Below are 16591 nucleotides of genomic sequence, written 5' to 3'. Positions count from 1 at the left end.
CACTCACAGGCTATTTATTGGAATGAGGGGGATTATCCGTGAGCGCGGCCATGCAGGGAAGCGCGCTGTTGGTCGGGTAGCCATAAAACCTCACGGGTGGCTGGCCGTGAAATCATTCACGGCACGCCGCGGGCATCACTCCCGCTGGGCAGTATTGCGCTCCAGCGGCGGGGTCAGGTGCAGCACGCGGTTACGCCCGCCTTCGGCCAGCAAGTAACCACCTTTGCCATCCGCCACGATCGACTGTGGCGCCTTGAGGAAGGTCAGCACCGTGTGCTGAACGCCACCGGCGTCAACACGCAGCAGCCGGGCACGGTGGGTGTTGTCTTCGCTGATCCACAAGCCGCGCTGGTCACAGTACAGGAACGTCGGGTTGCGCAGGCCTTCGACCACCACCGGGTCGCTGCCATCGTCGGACAAGGCGCGGACCTTGCCATTGGCCTTTTCGGTGTACAGCAAACGGCCCGCGCAGCGGGTGAGCCCTTCGGTTTCGGTCAGGCCGGAACGCAGCACATCGAGCTGGCCGCTGTTCCAGTCGTAACGCATCAAGCGACCATTGCCTTTGCGGTCTTCGATGGCATACAGGTGGTCGCCGTCATTCCACAGGCCTTGCACGCTATCGCCGTCGAACAGGGGGGTCACCTGGCCATCGCGGGCCAGGCTGACAGGTGCCCGGCCGCCTTCCTGACTGAACACCCACCCCCCTTGAGCCGCCACCATGCCGTCGGGCTTGGACAGGTTGTCGATGACCACGACCCGGTCGCCGGTCGCGGTGATCTTGAGGATGCTGCCACGGCCATCATCCAGCTCGCGGCTGACCAGCAGGCTGCCATCGGCTTGCGGCAGCAGCGAGGCGGCTTTGGTCACATCGCGGTGCAGTACCTCGACATCCCAGCCGGAGGCAGCCTGAACCGGGTAGAAGCTCTGCCAGGCGAAAAAGCCCAAGGTGGCGGTCAGCAGGCCGGTAGTGGCAGTCAGGGCGATGCGGGTGCTGCGCTTGCGCAGGATGTGCGGCATGTAGGGGCTCCTCGGGATTGCCGCGATGCTAGCAAGCGAATGTGAAAAAAATGTCGAAAAATGCAGAACATTACAAAAAACAAAAGGATATAAAAATAACTAAACATTCTAACAAACAGGAATATAAAAATTGAAAGCCAAACGCCACCTCCTTAGGCTGGGCACATCGTTTCCCACTCGGTTTCAAGGAGCAAACCCATGCCAACCCGTGCTTTCTCTCCCCTGCGCCGGCTGTTGATCGGCGGCCTGCTGGCCAGTGTCGCCAGCGCCCTGCTGCCTTGGTCCGAAGCCCTGGCCGACGACGCCAAGACCCTGCGCATCGGCTACCAGAAGTTCAACAGCATCAACATCCTCAAAGGCAGCGGCGCCCTGGAAAAAGCGCTGGCACCACAAGGTGTAACCGTAAGCTGGCACGAATTTGCCGCCGGCCCGCAGTTGCTCGAAGCCTTGAGCACGGGTGCCATCGACCTGGGCCATGCCGCCGATGCGCCGTCCGTGTTCGCCCAGGCCGCCGGCAAACCGGTGGTGTACCTGGCCGCCGAACAACCCTACCCACGCGGCATCGGCCTGGTGGTGCGCGAGCAGGACCACCTGGCCAGCGTGCAAGACCTGAAAGGCAAGCGCGTGGCCACCGGCCGCGGCTGGAACGCCCAGTACCTGCTGGCCGTAGCGCTGGAGCAAGCAGGTCTTACCTACAAGGACATCACCCCCGCCTACGTCAACAATGCCGCCGATGCCGTGGCTGCCCTGCAATCCGGCAGTGTCCAGGCCGTCACCCTGTGGGACCCGTTCCTCGCCGCAGCAGAAAGCCAGCCTGGCCTGAAGAACCTGCGTGACGGCAGCGGCCTGTCCAACAACCGGACGTTCTACCTGTCCACCGCCAGCTATGCCGACCAGCACCGTGCGCTGCTGAAAACCTTCTTCAGCGAACTGGGCAAGGTCAGCCAGTGGGCCAACGCCAAGCCTGCCGAGGTTGCCGCGCTATTGGCGCCGCAACTGGGCATCAGCGCCAACGTGCTGGAAGTGGCCAGCGAACGGCGTAACTACAATGCCGTGGCCATCACCCCGCAAATCGTTGCCGAACAACAGAAACTGGCCGATACCTTCCAGGGCCTGGGCCTGATTCCACGCAAGCTGCAGGTGGCCGACGCGGTCTACCCGGCTTCCGTGTTGCCTTGAGCGGAGCGCAGCCACCATGCCCCGCCCGATCCGCTTCAACGCCTTCAGCATGAACGCCGCCAGCCACCAGTCCCCCGGCCTGTGGCGCCACCCGCGCAACACCAGCGTGGCATTCAACCGCCTGAGCTACTGGACCGACCTGGCTCGCCTGCTGGAGCGCGGCCTGTTCGACGCCGTGTTCATCGCCGATGTGCTGGGCATCTACGATGTCTACCAAGGCGGGCCCGAAGCCGCCTTGCGCGGTGGTGTGCAGGTGCCGGTCAACGACCCGCTGCTGCTGGTACCGGCCATGGCCGGGGTCACCGAGCACCTCGGTTTCGGCGTTACCTTTTCGCTGACCTACGAACACCCCTACCCCTTCGCCCGGCGCATGTCCACGCTCGACCACCTGAGCAATGGCCGGGTTGGCTGGAACATCGTCACCGGCTACCTCGACAGCGCCGCACGCAACCTCGGCCTGGCGCGCCAACTGGGCCACGACCAGCGCTACGACCTTGCCGAAGAGTACCTGCAGGTGCTGTACAAGCTATGGGAGAAAAGCTGGGACGACGATGCCGTGCTGCTGGAACGTGACAGTGGGCGCTATATCGAACCTTCGCGGGTGCACCCTATCAACCATGTGGGCGAGCACTTCCAGGTGCCCGGCATGCACTTGTGCCAGCCGTCGCCACAACGCACGCCGGTGCTGTTCCAGGCCGGTGCTTCGGCACGTGGCCAGCAATTTGCCGCGCAGCATGCCGAATGCGTGTTCATCAGCGGCCCGACGCCCACAGTGTTGCGCCGCTACGCCGACGGCATCCGCCAGGCCAGCGAGGCCGCCGGGCGGGGTCGTGATGAGGTGCTGATCTATGCCCAGGCGTTGCTGATCGTCGCCCCCACCCGGGAAGAAGCCAAGGCCCGCTTCGCCGAATACCGTCGCTACGTCGACCTGGACGCTGCCCTGGCACTGCTGTCGGGCTGGACCGGCATCGACTTTGCCGGCCTCGACCCCGACGCGCCGATCGAATATGTCGAAAACGATGCCGGTCGCGCCGCCCTGGCCGCGTTCACCGCCGCCGACCCCAAGCGCCGCTGGACCGTGCGCGAGGCCGCCGAATTCGTTGGCCTGGGTGGTCGCGGACCGGTGCTGGTCGGCTCAGCCAGCGAGGTCGCCGACCAGTTGGAAAACTGGCTGGACCAGACCGGCATCGATGGCTTCAACCTGACCTATGCCGTGCAGCCGGACGACCTGACCCATGTCGTCGATTTGCTGGTGCCCGAACTGCAACGCCGTGGCCGCTACCCTTCGCACTACACCGAGGGCACCTTGCGCCACAAGCTGTTCGGCCAAGGCGACCAGCTGCCGGCACAGCACATTGGGCGTCAGGTTGACATTCAGCGATCAAATACCGGGTATTCCAACATTTAATTTGTGGATGCCACGCGCTCGACCCTATTCTGTCGCCACATCCCCTGCGCCGCACCGGCCGGTGCGGTTCACGGCATGGGGAGAGAACAACAAGTCGAGATCGTCCATGTCGAACCATTCGTACTTCGCCCCCCACGGTGGGCACCCGGCTCAAACCGAGCTGCTGACTGACCGTGCCATGTTCACCGAAGCCTATGCCGTTATCCCTAAAGGCGTGATGCGTGACATCGTCACCAGCCACCTGCCGTTCTGGGACAAGATGCGCATGTGGGTCATTGCCCGCCCACTGACCGGTTTTGCCGAAACCTTCTCCCAGTACATCGTCGAAGTGGCCCCGGAAGGCGGCAGCGAGCGCCCAGAGCTGGACCCGAACGCCGAAGCCGTGGTGTTCATCGTTGAAGGCGAGCTGGACATCACCGTCGAAGGCAAGCATCACACCCTGGTACCGGGCGGCTACGCCTTCCTGGCCCCGGGCGCCGAGTGGAGCCTGCGCAACAACAGCAAGTCCAATGTCACCTTCCACTGGCTGCGCAAGCACTACCAGAAAGTTGAAGGCCTGGACGTACCCGAGTCATTCGTTACCCACCGCGACAACGCCACCGTCATTGAAATGCCGGGCACCGAAGGCCGCTGGGTCACCACCCGCTTCGTCGACATGGCCGACATGCGCCACGACATGCACGTGAACATCGTCACCTTCCAGCCGGGCGGCGTGATCCCGTTCGCGGAAACCCACGTGATGGAACACGGCCTGTACGTGCTGGAAGGCAAGGCGGTGTACCGCCTGAACCAGGACTGGGTCGAAGTGGAAGCCGGCGACTTCATGTGGCTGCGCGCCTTCTGCCCGCAAGCCTGCTACGCCGGCGGCCCAGGCAAGTTCAGCTACCTGCTGTACAAGGACGTGAACCGTCATGTGCATTTGACGCTGAATCCTAAGCGCTAAGCTCAGGCTGATGCCCTAAGCCCGCCAATCTGGCGGGCTTTCCATTTGCCGCGCATACTGAAACACCCATCCCCCGCACGGTACCGGCCATGCCCCGCTGCCTGCTGCTTACCCTCCTGCTGCTGTGCACCCCTGCCCTGGCCGCCGATGCCTGGAACCTCGCCTACGACCGCGAAGGCATCCGCGTGTACCTCAGTGGCGTACCCGACTCGCCCTACCAGCAGTTTCGTGGTGTGAGCACCATGAAAGCCAGCGTGCGCACGCTCACCGACCTGCAGGAGAACCTGCGGGTGGCCTGCAAGTGGCTGTATGCCTGTGACCAGATGCGCCTGCTGGACGTGGACGGTGCCAATACCTGGGTGCACCTGACCACCAACCTGCCCTGGCCGACCATGCCACGGGACATTGTGTTGAAGGTGAGCAGCGAACGCCTGGATGACGGCACGCTGCTGCGGCACCTGAGCGCTGAGCCCGACAGGATTCCCCAGGTTGACGGGTTGATCCGGGTGCAGCACCTGAGTGGTGAGTGGCGAATGAAACCGTTGGGTGAGCGGTTGACCGAAGTGACGTACCAGTTGCAAGCCGACCCGGCCGGAGATGTGCCGGGCTGGCTTGCCAATCGGTTCGTGGTGGATGCGCCGGTGGTAACCCTCAGAACCCTGAGGGCTGTCGCCGAACGTCAGCCTTGAGGGCTATCCACCAGATCGCCTGGGTATCAGTCAAAATCGAAACCTGGCTCGCAAGTGCCGATCGGGGTCAAGAAAGTACCCTCAGGGCACGGTATTTCTGGCACGCCTATACTGTTGACACCCCCACGGTCAGCTTGAGGCTGCTCGCTGAAGACGGCATCGTTGGCATGGGCAACCTGAACCAGGCCTGCGGCGGCCAGCAGTGTAATGAATGCAATTTTTTTCATTTTGGTTTCCTGTAACAACATTAAGGGACTTGCCCGAAAGATCCTATGCGCCACCCAACCCATCGGGCTTTAGGCAATTGCCTCCAGATCACTGGGAAGCCCACTGTTGCCGCGTGGGAAACATCATTGCAGCAGACAGTGCCGTCGAGCGCTGATTGATCGCGTGCAGGCCCTATCGCCCTGAGTCAATTTCTGCCACTGTGCCCGCGCGGTGCGGACCAGCGCGTCGCGCTTGCCAGGACGTCGCATGAACACACAAGAAAACGGCAACACGCACAAAGGCTATCGGCGCATCATTGCGTCAATGACAGCGCTGCTCGAATTCGAGGCGGTAGCCCGCCACAACAGTTTCACCCTGGCCGCCCAGGAACTGGGGGTCACCCAGGCAGCGGTCAGCAAGCAGGTCAGGCAACTGGAAGAAAACCTCGGTAGCCAACTGTTCCAGCGCCTGCACCGCGGCATCCGCCTGACCAGTGAAGGCCAGGCGCTGTATGCGGTGATTTCCGATTCCATGCAAAAGATCGCTTCGGTGTTCGACCGCCTCAGCGAAGGCGACAGCGAGCAGGAGCTGGTGCTCAGCTCCACCGCAACCTTCTCCCAGTTACGCGTGATGCCGCGCCTGGGCAGCTTGCGCAGCGCCCTGCCGCAGGTACGCCTGCGCCTGGCCACGCAGATGTTTACCGGCGATCTGCGCAACCACGATGTCGACCTGCTGGTGCGTTTTGGCAATGGCCGCTGGGAAGACGGCAGCGCCCTGCACCTGTTCGATGAAGAGATTTTCCCGGTGTGCGCCCCGGCCTGGCTGGCGCGCAACCCGCAACCGGAGTCGCTGGAAGCCTTGTACCGTGCCGACCTGCTGGATGCCGATGCCACCACCGAAGGCTGGATGACCTGGCCCACGTGGTTCCGCGCGCTGGGTGGCAACCCGCCGAAGCTGCATTACAACCTGCGCTGCCAGCTGTACACCGACACCATCCAGGGGGCCTTGCACGGGCATGGGGTGGCATTGGGCTGGGGGCGGATGCTCGACCACCTGCTGGCCTCCGGCGAGCTGGTGCGCCTGACCGACCTGGTGGTGCGGCCGCGCGAGGCCTATTACCTGGTCGTGCCTCATGGGCGCACCACGACCCCGACCATCCTGGGGCTGGTGGACTGGCTGCGTGACAATCCGCCAGCCACCTGAACAAGCCCCCCCCCGAAACGCTAACTGGCGCTAACGGTCTGTGGTGCAGCACAGGCCTTGGCCCTGCGCCGGTAAGCCAGCAACAGGCCCGCGTACCACAGCGGCATGATGTACAGCGCAGTACGGGTGTCCGGCTCCAGCGCCAGCAGGCACAACACGAAGATCAGAAACAGCTGCGACAGCGCGGCGGTGACCTTGCCGCCAGGCAGCTTGAACGTCGATTGTGCATGCGCCTGCGGGTTTTGCCGACGGTAGGCGAAGTAGGACAGCAGGATCAGCGACCAGGTAACGATGATCATCACCGCAGAAATGGTCGACACCAGGGTAAACACCGTCATCACTTCCGGAATGACGAACAGCAGCGTCAGTGCAATCGCCATGCACACCCCCGAAAACACCAACGCACGCACCGGTGTGCCCGAGCCGGACAAGCGCCCGAACGCCACGGGCGCCTGCTGCTGATGCGACAGGCCGTAGAGCATGCGCGACCCGGAATACACACCACTGTTGGCCGACGAGGCTGCAGAGGTCAGTACCACGAAGTTGATGATGCCAGCAGCAGCGGGCAGCCCGCCCAGCAGGAACAACTCAACGAACGGGCTGCGGTTGGCCGGAACATTGGCCCAGGAAATGACACTGATGATGCACACCAGCGAACAGATATAGAACAGCAGGATGCGCACAGGGATGGTGTTGATGGCCTTGGGCAAGGTCTTTTCCGGGTCTTTCGCCTCTGCCGCTGCAGTGCCGATCAGTTCAGTGCCGACGAAGGAGAAGATCGCAATCTGGAACCCGGCGAGGAAGCCGAGGATGCCATGCGGCATGACCACGCCCGGCGCCACCAGGTGGCTGAACGAGGCGGTGACCCCGGTCGGCGAAGTGTAGGACGTGGCGACCATGACCAGGCCGGCCACAACCAGCAGCACGATGGCCACAATCTTGATAAGGCCGAACCAGAACTCCACCTCGCCAAACGCCTTCACCGCCAGCATGTTCAACCCCAGCAGCAGGAACATGGTGGCGAACGCCGGTAGCCAGGTGGGCACGTCCGGGTACCAGTACTGCACGAACCCTGCCACGACCACCACATCACCCACCGCCGCCACCACCCAGCTGAGCCAGTACGACCAGCTGAGGATGTAGCCGGCCTTTGGCCCCAGGTAGTTGTGCACCAGGTCGGCGAACGACTCCATCTGCAGGTTGGCCAGCAGCATTTCGCCCATGGCCCGCATGATGCAGAAGACGAAAAAGCCGATGATGGCGTACACCAGAATGATCGAAGTGCCGGACAGCGCAATGATTTTGCCCGACCCCATGAACAACCCGGTACCAATTGCGCCACTGATCGAAATAAGCTGTATGTGCCGGTTTTCCAGCCGTCGTTTGAGCACTCGGCCCTCTTCCGGCGCGGTGCTTTGCGCGTTGCACGTGTGATGCATAGTCAACCTCTTATTCTTTTTTTGTAAAACTTCCACGCCCCGCAGCGCACCAACAAGTTGGTACCAAGGTGCAGGTTTCATGTCATTTAAATGATGAGAGCGCAGGCAATAACAAAAAATTAAACTAATGCCCGATGCAACTTCGCAACGGACTTTCTTATTGTTTAAACGCACCGTCAGAACGTGCGCCTGAAACCGTCCCGCGAAAGCCGTTTCATTCTGCCAGCGGCCCAGGTCAAGCGGAACGCTACAGAATGCACACCGGCAAAGGGATTTTTTGCAGTGTGAAAAGCCCAGGTGACAGTTTGCGCAATGCGTCTGTCAAAAGGCCTGACCCAGCGGTCACATCTTGTAGGTCGAGAGCAGGATGCTGGTCTCGGTATTCTCGATGTGCGGGATCGACCGAATGGTGTTCAGCGCCCGGTCGAAGGCTTCGAGGGTGTCGGCGCGCAGCTCTGCCATCAGGTCCCAGCGGCCATTGGTGGTATGGATGGCCACCACGTTGGGATGCCCGCGCAGCGCGTGCTTGACCTCTGCGGCGTGGTGGCCACTGATGCCGATGCTGGTGATTGCCCGCACGCCCTGCTCCAGCGCGTCGGAGCGCAGGCGTACCGTGTAGCCAATGATCACGCCCTGCTCTTCGAGCCGGGTAATGCGGTTTTGCACGGTTGCCCTGGCCACCTTGAGCTTCTTCGCCAGGGTCAACACAGGGGTACGTGCATTGTCCCGCAACAGCGCAATCAGTTCCCGATCGATCGTATCCATAACGCCTGCCAATAATCAGATTGCTACTTTGGGGTGGCAGATTGTCTAGAAAGTTGATGAAACTGGCAACCTGCATTCTTCCGATTGACGCAACCTTTCATCAAAATGTTCATGCCACTTCAACAATCTTAAGCGTGCCGCCTGCCGTGACCGGGGTGACAGCGCAATAACAAGGTGCAAGAGCATGACGTATTTCATTGATGTTCCAACCATGTCGGACTTGGTACATGACATTGGCGTAGCGCCGTTCATAGGCGAACTGGCTGAGGCCCTGCGTGAAGACTTCAAACGCTGGCAGGAGTTTGACAAGTCTGCGCGTGTTGCCAGCCATTCGGAAGTGGGTGTTATCGAATTGATGCCGGTTGCCGACAACAGCCGCTATGCCTTCAAATACGTTAACGGCCACCCGGCCAATACTGCCCGTGACCTGCATACGGTAATGGCCTTCGGCGTGCTGGCCGATGTCGACACCGGTTACCCGGTATTGCTGTCCGAACTGACCATCGCCACCGCCTTGCGCACCGCCGCCACCTCGTTGATGGCCGCGCAGGCACTGGCCCGGCCGAACGCACGCAAGATGGCGCTGATCGGCAACGGCGCACAAAGCGAATTCCAGGCGCTGGCCTTCCATAAGCACTTGGGTATCGAAGAAATCGTTGCGTTCGACACCGACCCGCTGGCCACCGCCAAGCTGATTGCCAACCTCAAGGAATACAGCGGCCTCACCATCCGCCGGGCCGGCTCGGTAGCCGAAGCCGTGAAAGGCGCGGACATCATCACCACTGTTACTGCCGACAAGGCCTACGCCACCATCATCACCCCCGACATGCTCGAACCCGGCATGCACCTGAATGCCGTGGGCGGCGACTGCCCGGGCAAGACCGAGCTGCACGCTGATGTACTGCGCAAGGCCCGCGTGTTCGTCGAGTACGAACCACAAACCCGTATTGAAGGCGATATCCAGCAACTGCCGGCGGACTTCCCTGTCGTCGACCTGTGGCGTGTACTGCGCGGCGAAACCGAAGGCCGCCAGAGTGACAGCCAGGTCACCGTGTTCGATTCGGTTGGCTTCGCCCTGGAAGACTACACCGTACTACGGTACGTACTACAGCAAGCCGAAAAACGCGGCATGGGTTCGAAGATCGACCTGGTGCCGTGGGTGGAAGACGACCCGAAAGACCTGTTCAGCCACACCCGTGGCCGCGCTGCCAAAAACCGCATCCGACGCGTTGCCTAACCCAGCTCTTACCCGGTATTTCCACATGGCATTTCCAACGCGTTCGATTCAAGCCCCGGCAGCAGTGGTCATGGTCAGGCCACATGCGTTCACCCCCAACCCGGAAACCGCAGCCGACAACTCGTTCCAGCGCAGCAGCCCCGACATCGCGGCGCAGGCCCTGGCCGATGTGGCACGCGATGAAGTCACCCAGGCCGCTGGCAGGCTGGAGGCCGAAGGTGTACGCGTGCACCTGTTCGACGACTTTGGCGAGCACAACACCCCGGACTCGGTATTCCCCAACAACTGGTTCTCCACCCACCCCGGGGGGCATATCGCGATTTACTCGATGTACTCGCGCAACCGCCGCCGCGAACGGCGCGCGGATGTGATCGAGATGCTCAAGCATGAGTACCGGGTGCAGGATGTCATCGACTATTCCGGGCTGGAGCAGGACGAGCTGTTTCTTGAAGGGACCGGCGCCATGGTGTTCGACCACCTGTCACGGGTGGCCTACACCGCGCGCTCCAACCGCGCCGACCCGATTGCCCTTGAGCGCTTCAGCACGCACTTCAACTTCGAGCCGATGGTGTTCGACACCGCCGACGAGCAAGGCACGCCGATTTACCACACCAACGTGCTGATGTGCGTGGCGACCGCGTTCGCACTGGTGGGCTTTGACACCTTCACCAACAAGGCACGGGCCGAGGAAGTGCGGATGCGGCTGATCGAATCCGGTCGCGACGTAATTGACCTGAGCAACCAGCAAATCAGTCAGTTTGCCGGCAACGCCATCGAGCTGTCCGGGCGTGACGGGCGTATTCTGGCGCTATCACGCAAGGCCTTCGACAGCCTGACCGATGAGCAGCGCCAGCGCATCGAGCGTTCGGCGCGGCTGGTGCCGCTGGATGTGCCCACCATCGAGATGGCCGGTGGCTCGGTGCGCTGCATGATTGCGGGCATTCACCTGTCGCCGAGAAGCTAGCGTCGGCGCTGCAATATTGGGGCTGCTTTGCAGCCCCAATAGTGTCAGATACCACCGCCCGCCAGCAGCTGCGTCATCACCTCGGCCAACGCCTTGACCATCACATCCGCCGTCGGCCGATGCACGATGACGATTTCATAACTGTCGACCTCCGGCAGCCCCTGCCCCGCCCCCAGCACCCGATGCTCGCCAGTGGCCGCCCTTGGCGGTAGCAGGCTGACACCCATGCCATCGGCCACTGCCGCCTGGATACCACTGAGACTGGAGCTGGTGAAACTGATGCGCCAGCGCCGCCCCATGCCTTCGATGGCGGTGATCATGTCTTCGCGGTACAGCCCCCGCGGCGGGAAGGTCACCAACGGGATCGGGTCCAGCTCGAAGGCGGGGGTGCGCGCACTGTCGATCCATTGCAGGCGCTCGGGCCAGCAGGCCACGCCCTCGCGGGTGTTGCGCCGCTGCTTGAGCAACACCAGGTCTAGCTCACCGTTGTCGTAGGCCTGGCTGAGGTCGCGGCACAGGCCGCTGGTCACTTCCAGCTTCACCTGCGGGTGCAGGCGGCTGAAGGCCGACAGCGCATTGGTGGTGCGCCCGCCAACGAAGTCCTCGGGCACCCCAAGGCGCACGGTGGTGCCCACCATCGCCCCGGCCAGGGCTTCGAGCATCTGGTCGTTCAAGGCCAGCATGTGCCGGGCGTAGCCGAGCAAGGTTTGCCCGGCATCGGTGGGCAGCACATCGCGGTTGCCCCGCACCAGCAAACGGTGGCCGACCATGTCTTCCAGGCGGCGTACCTTCTGGCTGATGGTCGACTGTGTCGAGTGCAGGCGAGCGGCAGCGGTGGTGAAGCTGCCGCAATCGGCCACCACCACAATGGCGCGTAGCAGGTCGAGGTCGAACAGCGCCCTATTCGATTTAACGCTAATGGACATCTGGGTATTCAACTACTGAATGACAAGACTGCGTTCTATCACGGCTAGTCGCCAAGGGCCACACCTTCACGCCGCGGGTCGGCCCCACCCGACCAACCCTCGCCACTGCGCTGGATGATCTGCATGCCGCTGGTCATGGTCATGGGCGTCACCTCATGCCCCCAGGCTGCCAACTGCCGGATCAGCGCCGGGCTGCTCAGCCCCGCTTCCACCTCGGTGCCGGCATTGCGGCTGCCAAAGTTGGGCAAGCCTGCGGCCTGTTGCGGGTCGAGCTGCCAGTCCAGCAAGCCAACCAACGCCTTGTTCACATAGCCGATGATCTGCGAGCCGCCCGGTGAACCCAGGCTGGCCACCAGATCACCCGAGGCTCGCGAGAACACCAGCGTTGGCGCCATGGCCGACAGCGGCCGCTTGCCCGGCTGTACCCGGTTGGCCACGGGTTTGCCGTGCTCCTGCGCAATGAACGAGAAGTCAGTGAGGTGGTTGTTGAGCAGGAAGCCCTTGACCATCATGTGCGAACCGAACGCCGCCTCCACCGACGTGGTCATGGCCAGGGCCTGGCCGCTGTCATCCACCGCGCTGAGGTGCGAGGTGGAAATGCGCAATGGCGAGCGATCCGGCGCCAGGGCCAAGTCGGCGCCCTGGGGTCGGCCCGGGCGAGCGCGCTTCATGCTGTACTCGCCAATCTGCGCTGCACGGCTGGCCAGGTAGTTGGCGTCGGTAAGCGCCTTGACCGGGACCGGCACGTAATCGCTGTCGGCCAGGTACTGTGCGCGGTCGGCATAGGCCAAACGCTCAGCCTCGGCGATCAGGTGCACGGCCAGTGGTGATGCCTCCAGGCCAGCCGGGGATGCGCTCGCAAGCGGGCGCAACGCTGCCAGATCGCGCTGCGGCGTGGCGCGCTGTACGGCTTCGAGAATGCCCAGGGTCTGCAACACCGTCACCCCGCCCGAAGACGGCGGCGGCATGCCGCAGATGCGCCAGGCCTTATAGGGGCCGCACACGGGCTCGCGCTCTTTGGCCTGGTATTGCTGCAAGTCCTGCAACGAGAGGTAACCGGCATTGGCATGGCTGCGCACCTTGGCCACGATGGCTTCGGCGATCTCGCCGGTATAGAACGCGTCAGGGCCTTGCGCGGCAATCTGATCGAAGGCATCCGCAAGCTCGGGGTTGCGCAGGATCGTTCCCACCGACAGCGGCTTGCCCTGCTCATCCAGGAAGTAGCGGGCCATTGCCGGTGACCGGGCAATGAACGGGTCACCGGACACCAAGGTGTGAAGGCGCTCGGACACCGGGAAACCGTTGCGTGCCAGCGCGATGGCCGGCGCGAACAGATCGCGCCAAGGCAGCTTGCCGTGCTGATCGTGGGCCAGTTTCAAAGCACGCAGAACACCCGGCACGCCAACCGAGCGCCCGCCAATCTGCGCCGCCCTGAATGGCATCGGCGTGCCGTCGGCTTGCAGGAACAGCCTTTCCGTCACAGCTGCCGGCGCGGCCTCGCGGCCATCGAACGCCTGCACACGCTCGCCGTCCCAATAAAGGATGAATGCCCCGCCGCCAATACCGCTGGATTGCGGCTCGACCAAGGTCAGCACCATCTGCATCGCAATGGCCGCATCGATGGCGCTGCCTCCGGCACGCAACATTGCCCGCCCTGCTTCGCTGGCCAACGGGTTGGCTGCAGCAACCATATGGCGGCTGGCCTGCACGGGCTGCAAGCCTGTGCGGTAGCCAGAGGCCAGCTCGGGAGGTGCGGGCAGCACCTGATCGGCACAGGCCAGGCCACTGGCGGCTACCAGGCAAAGGGCGCTGATCAGGGGTGGGGAGAAATACATCGGCATGCTTCCTGCGAACTTCAAAAGCCCCGAAGATACCCTGTCGTCCCCCTGAAAAAAACTAAGCCACTTCCTCGAACGGCAAGCCCACGTAGTTCTCGGCAATGTTCACCAACCCGGCTGGCGACGTCAGGAAGTACTCGCGGTCGGCCTCTTGCATCTTCTGGTCCCAGGCGTCCTTGTGGCTGCCGAAGTCATGCAACAACTGGGTCATGAACCAGCTGAAGCGCTCGCCTTTCCACACCCGGCGCAGGGCCAGCGGGGAGTATTGCTGCAGCAGGTCGGTGCGCCCTTCGCGGTAAACCTTGACCAGAATGCGATACAGGTAATTCACGTCCGACGCTGCCAGGTTCAGGCCCTTGGCACCGGTAGGCGGGACGATGTGCGCGGCGTCACCCACCAGGAACAGGTGGCCATACTGCATAGGTTCGACCACCAGGCTGCGCAGCGGGGCGATGCTTTTTTCCAAAGCCGGGCCGGTGACCAGGTCAGCCGCTACGTCGGCGGGCAAGCGGGCTTTCAGTTCATTCCAGAAGCGCTCGTCAGACCATGCCTCGACACGGTCCTGCAAAGGTACCTGCAGGTAGTAGCGGCTGCGTGTTTGCGAGCGTTGGCTACACAGCGCGAAACCACGCTCGTGGTGGGCATAGATCAACTCGTGATTGACCGGCGGCGTGTCCGAAAGCAGGCCCAGCCAGCCAAACGGATAAACCCGCTCGTACTGCTTCAATACACCTTCGGGAATGCTCTGGCGCGACACACCGTGGAAGCCGTCACACCCGGCGATGTAGTCGCAATCCACCCGGTGCAACTGGCCGTCCTTCTCAAACGTGAGGTAGGGTTTCTCGCCCTTCAGCTCATGTGGCTGGACATTGCTGGCGGAATAGATGATCGGCGCGCCACTCGCTTCGCGGGCCTGCATCAGGTCGCGGGTGACTTCGGTCTGGCCGTATACCATGACGGTCTTGCCGCCGGTCAGGGCTTTCAGGTCCAGGCGTTGGCGGCGCCCGCCGACCAGCAACTCGACCCCTTCGTGCACCAGGCCCTCACGGTCCATGCGCTCGGCCACACCGGCTTCGCGCAGCAGGTCGACAGTGCCTTGCTCCAGCACCCCGGCGCGGATGCGGCCAAGTACGTATTCAGGCGTCTGGCGCTCGACGATGACGTTATCGATACCGGCCTTGTGCAGCAGTTGGCCCAGCAGCAGGCCAGACGGACCTGCACCAATAATTGCAACCTGAGTTTTCATTGTTGTTGTCTCTGTTCGGACGATGCCGGCCCTGGACTGGCAGTGGGGCGGCATCTGCTGTTAGGGTTTGCCCTTGCATTTTTACTGGCAAAAAGTGCTACCGAAGTGTGCTATTCCATCTAAAACCTGCACTTTTATAAAAAACGTTCGATTAACGGACATACTACCCCTGATGAAATCCACCCTCCCCGGCGTTCCGTTGTTCAAGCTGTATGGCGAAAACCAGGCCTGGCCCGGCACCGACCTGCTGCATTGCGAATCGATCCCTGCACGCAGCCGCCTGCACCACTGGGAGATCAAGCCACACCAGCATGCCGAGCTGTTCCAGTTGCTGTATGTACAGCGCGGCCAGGCCCAGGTGGAGATCGAAGGGTTGCGCAGCGCCATCGGCGAAGCGGCGATCCAGGTGGTGCCGCCGATGACCGTGCATGGCTTTCGCTTCAGCGCCGATATCCAGGGCTATGTGCTCACCTTCGGCACCGCGCTGGTGGCGAACCTGGAACAGCGCCTGGGCATGCCGCTGGCGGTGCTGGCCCAACCTGCGTGCTACCCGCTTGGGCATGACCGTGTGCACCTGCGCAGCCTGATCGACACCTTGCAGCAGGAGTACCAGGGCAATGCCCCGGCGCGCGCGGCCATGCTCGAAGCGCTGGTGACCGCGCTGATGGTGTGGATCAACCGCCGCCAGCAACTGGGGCAGGCACCGCGTAACCGCGATGAACGCGACCGGCAGTTACTGGGGCAGTACCTGCGGCTGGTCGAGGCGCATTACCGCGAGCATCTGTCAGTAGAGGCTTTTGCCGCACGGCTGAACGTTCCAAGCCTGCAACTGAACCAGCTGTGCAGGGCCTTGAGCGGGCAGACAGCGTTGCAGGTGGTGCACCAGCGGTTGCTGCTGGAGGCGCGGCGTAACCTGATTTATACGCGGATGAGTATCGGGCAGTTGTCGGATAGCCTCGGATTCACAGACCCGACGTACTTTGCCCGGTGGTTCAAGCGGTTGACGGGGGAGACGCCTAACGGGTACCGGCGCGCGGCGCAGCCGGACTGATTGCGGCAGGCTGCTTGACGTATACGTCAACCTGCCTTCAGGATACCCGCATACCCCACGCCGAGCCCCAGCATGAGCACCCAGACCTACAGCATCTCCGACCTGTCCCGCGAGCTGGACATCACCACCCGGGCCATCCGCTTCTATGAAGAGCAGGGCCTGCTGAGCCCCGAACGCCGCGGCCTGGAGCGAATCTATTCGGCCCGCGACAAGGTCAGCCTCAAGCTCATCCTGCGCGGCAAGCGCATCGGCTTTTCACTGGCCGAGTGCCGCGAGCTGATCGAGCTGTACGACCCCACCAGCGGCAACCTTAAACAGCTCAACAGCATGCTGGCGAAAATCGCCGAGCGCCGCGCCCAACTGGAGCAGCAGATGCTCGACATCCACCAGATGCAACTGGAACTGGACACCGCCCAGGAGCGTTGCGAACAAGCCCTGGCCGCCACCCTGAACAACAAAGACAACCGCTGAACGCCACA

At 62.6% G+C, this 16591-nt stretch carries 16 protein-coding genes; 9 read left to right on the top strand and 7 right to left on the bottom strand.

The window, feature by feature from the left end; genetic code table 11:
* Positions 1–135: 135 nt before the first annotated feature.
* Positions 136–1017 (bottom strand): hypothetical protein, encoded by an 882-nt coding sequence (locus N436_RS26300; protein WP_110742340.1) that lies wholly within the window; start codon positions 1015–1017, stop codon positions 136–138.
* Between the two features lie 198 nt (positions 1018–1215).
* Between N436_RS26300 and N436_RS26295 the strand changes: the two genes are divergently transcribed.
* The 4 genes from N436_RS26295 to N436_RS26280 all read left to right on the top strand — a co-directional run bounded on the left by N436_RS26295 (position 1216) and on the right by N436_RS26280 (position 5236).
* Positions 1216–2196: an aliphatic sulfonate ABC transporter substrate-binding protein gene (locus N436_RS26295; protein WP_105947532.1), complete on the top strand. Its 981-nt coding sequence runs from the start codon at positions 1216–1218 to the stop codon at positions 2194–2196.
* Positions 2197–2212: 16 nt separating this feature from the next.
* The gene (locus N436_RS26290) at positions 2213–3604 is read left to right on the top strand and encodes an LLM class flavin-dependent oxidoreductase (RefSeq protein ID WP_110742339.1); all 1392 of its coding nucleotides are present in this window, start codon (positions 2213–2215) and stop codon (positions 3602–3604) included.
* 106 nt (positions 3605–3710) lie between these two features.
* Positions 3711–4547: a bifunctional allantoicase/(S)-ureidoglycine aminohydrolase gene (locus N436_RS26285; RefSeq protein WP_013972924.1), complete on the top strand. Its 837-nt coding sequence runs from the start codon at positions 3711–3713 to the stop codon at positions 4545–4547.
* Positions 4548–4636: 89 nt separating this feature from the next.
* Positions 4637–5236, top strand: coding sequence for an START domain-containing protein (locus tag N436_RS26280; RefSeq protein ID WP_110742338.1), 600 nt, complete (start codon positions 4637–4639; stop codon positions 5234–5236).
* Positions 5237–5262: 26 nt separating this feature from the next.
* On the opposite strand, the gene N436_RS26275 is transcribed toward N436_RS26280, so the two are convergent.
* Positions 5263–5463, bottom strand: a complete 201-nt coding sequence (locus N436_RS26275) for a hypothetical protein (protein ID WP_104834623.1) — start codon at positions 5461–5463, stop codon at positions 5263–5265.
* Positions 5464–5710: 247 nt separating this feature from the next.
* On the opposite strand from N436_RS26275, the gene N436_RS26270 reads away from it, so the two are divergent.
* Positions 5711–6646 carry a LysR substrate-binding domain-containing protein gene (locus N436_RS26270; protein ID WP_105947530.1) on the top strand — a complete coding sequence of 312 codons (936 nt, stop codon included), beginning with the start codon at positions 5711–5713 and terminating at the stop codon, positions 6644–6646.
* A 20-nt stretch (positions 6647–6666) separates the two neighbouring features.
* Here N436_RS26270 and N436_RS26265 read toward each other — a convergent pair whose 3' ends face one another.
* Together N436_RS26265 and N436_RS26260 are read right to left on the bottom strand one after the other, a co-directional pair.
* Entirely contained in the window at positions 6667–8085 is a 1419-nt protein-coding gene (locus N436_RS26265) for an amino acid permease (protein WP_110742337.1), read from the bottom strand.
* Between the two features lie 342 nt (positions 8086–8427).
* Positions 8428–8850, bottom strand: coding sequence for an Lrp/AsnC family transcriptional regulator (locus N436_RS26260; RefSeq protein ID WP_012272037.1), 423 nt, complete (start codon positions 8848–8850; stop codon positions 8428–8430).
* A 184-nt stretch (positions 8851–9034) separates the two neighbouring features.
* On the opposite strand from N436_RS26260, the gene N436_RS26255 reads away from it, so the two are divergent.
* Positions 9035–10087 (top strand): ornithine cyclodeaminase, encoded by a 1053-nt coding sequence (locus N436_RS26255; protein ID WP_110742336.1) that lies wholly within the window; start codon positions 9035–9037, stop codon positions 10085–10087.
* 25 nt (positions 10088–10112) lie between these two features.
* Entirely contained in the window at positions 10113–11051 is a 939-nt protein-coding gene (gene ctlX, locus N436_RS26250; RefSeq protein WP_177410293.1) for a citrulline utilization hydrolase CtlX, read from the top strand.
* Positions 11052–11095: 44 nt separating this feature from the next.
* Here ctlX and N436_RS26245 read toward each other — a convergent pair whose 3' ends face one another.
* The 3 genes from N436_RS26245 to pobA all read right to left on the bottom strand — a co-directional run bounded on the left by N436_RS26245 (position 11096) and on the right by pobA (position 15061).
* Complete coding sequence (locus tag N436_RS26245; protein ID WP_105947526.1) at positions 11096–11977, bottom strand: LysR substrate-binding domain-containing protein; 882 nt, start codon at positions 11975–11977, stop codon at positions 11096–11098.
* Between the two features lie 44 nt (positions 11978–12021).
* Positions 12022–13812, bottom strand: a complete 1791-nt coding sequence (gene ggt / locus N436_RS26240; protein WP_110742335.1) for a gamma-glutamyltransferase — start codon at positions 13810–13812, stop codon at positions 12022–12024.
* Positions 13813–13873: 61 nt separating this feature from the next.
* Positions 13874–15061: a 4-hydroxybenzoate 3-monooxygenase gene (gene pobA, locus N436_RS26235; protein WP_027614940.1), complete on the bottom strand. Its 1188-nt coding sequence runs from the start codon at positions 15059–15061 to the stop codon at positions 13874–13876.
* A gap of 172 nt (positions 15062–15233) precedes the next feature.
* On the opposite strand from pobA, the gene N436_RS26230 reads away from it, so the two are divergent.
* Positions 15234–16112: a helix-turn-helix domain-containing protein gene (locus tag N436_RS26230; protein WP_016713902.1), complete on the top strand. Its 879-nt coding sequence runs from the start codon at positions 15234–15236 to the stop codon at positions 16110–16112.
* 72 nt (positions 16113–16184) lie between these two features.
* Positions 16185–16583: a MerR family DNA-binding transcriptional regulator gene (locus tag N436_RS26225; protein ID WP_019099730.1), complete on the top strand. Its 399-nt coding sequence runs from the start codon at positions 16185–16187 to the stop codon at positions 16581–16583.
* The last annotated feature ends 8 nt before the right edge of the window (positions 16584–16591 follow it).

The organism is Pseudomonas sp. RV120224-01b (assembly GCF_003208145.1).
In the GTDB taxonomy this organism is placed as follows: domain Bacteria; phylum Pseudomonadota; class Gammaproteobacteria; order Pseudomonadales; family Pseudomonadaceae; genus Aquipseudomonas; species Aquipseudomonas monteilii.
Note: the sequence above shows the minus strand (reverse complement) of the source record. Positions and strands in the feature narration are given on the sequence as shown.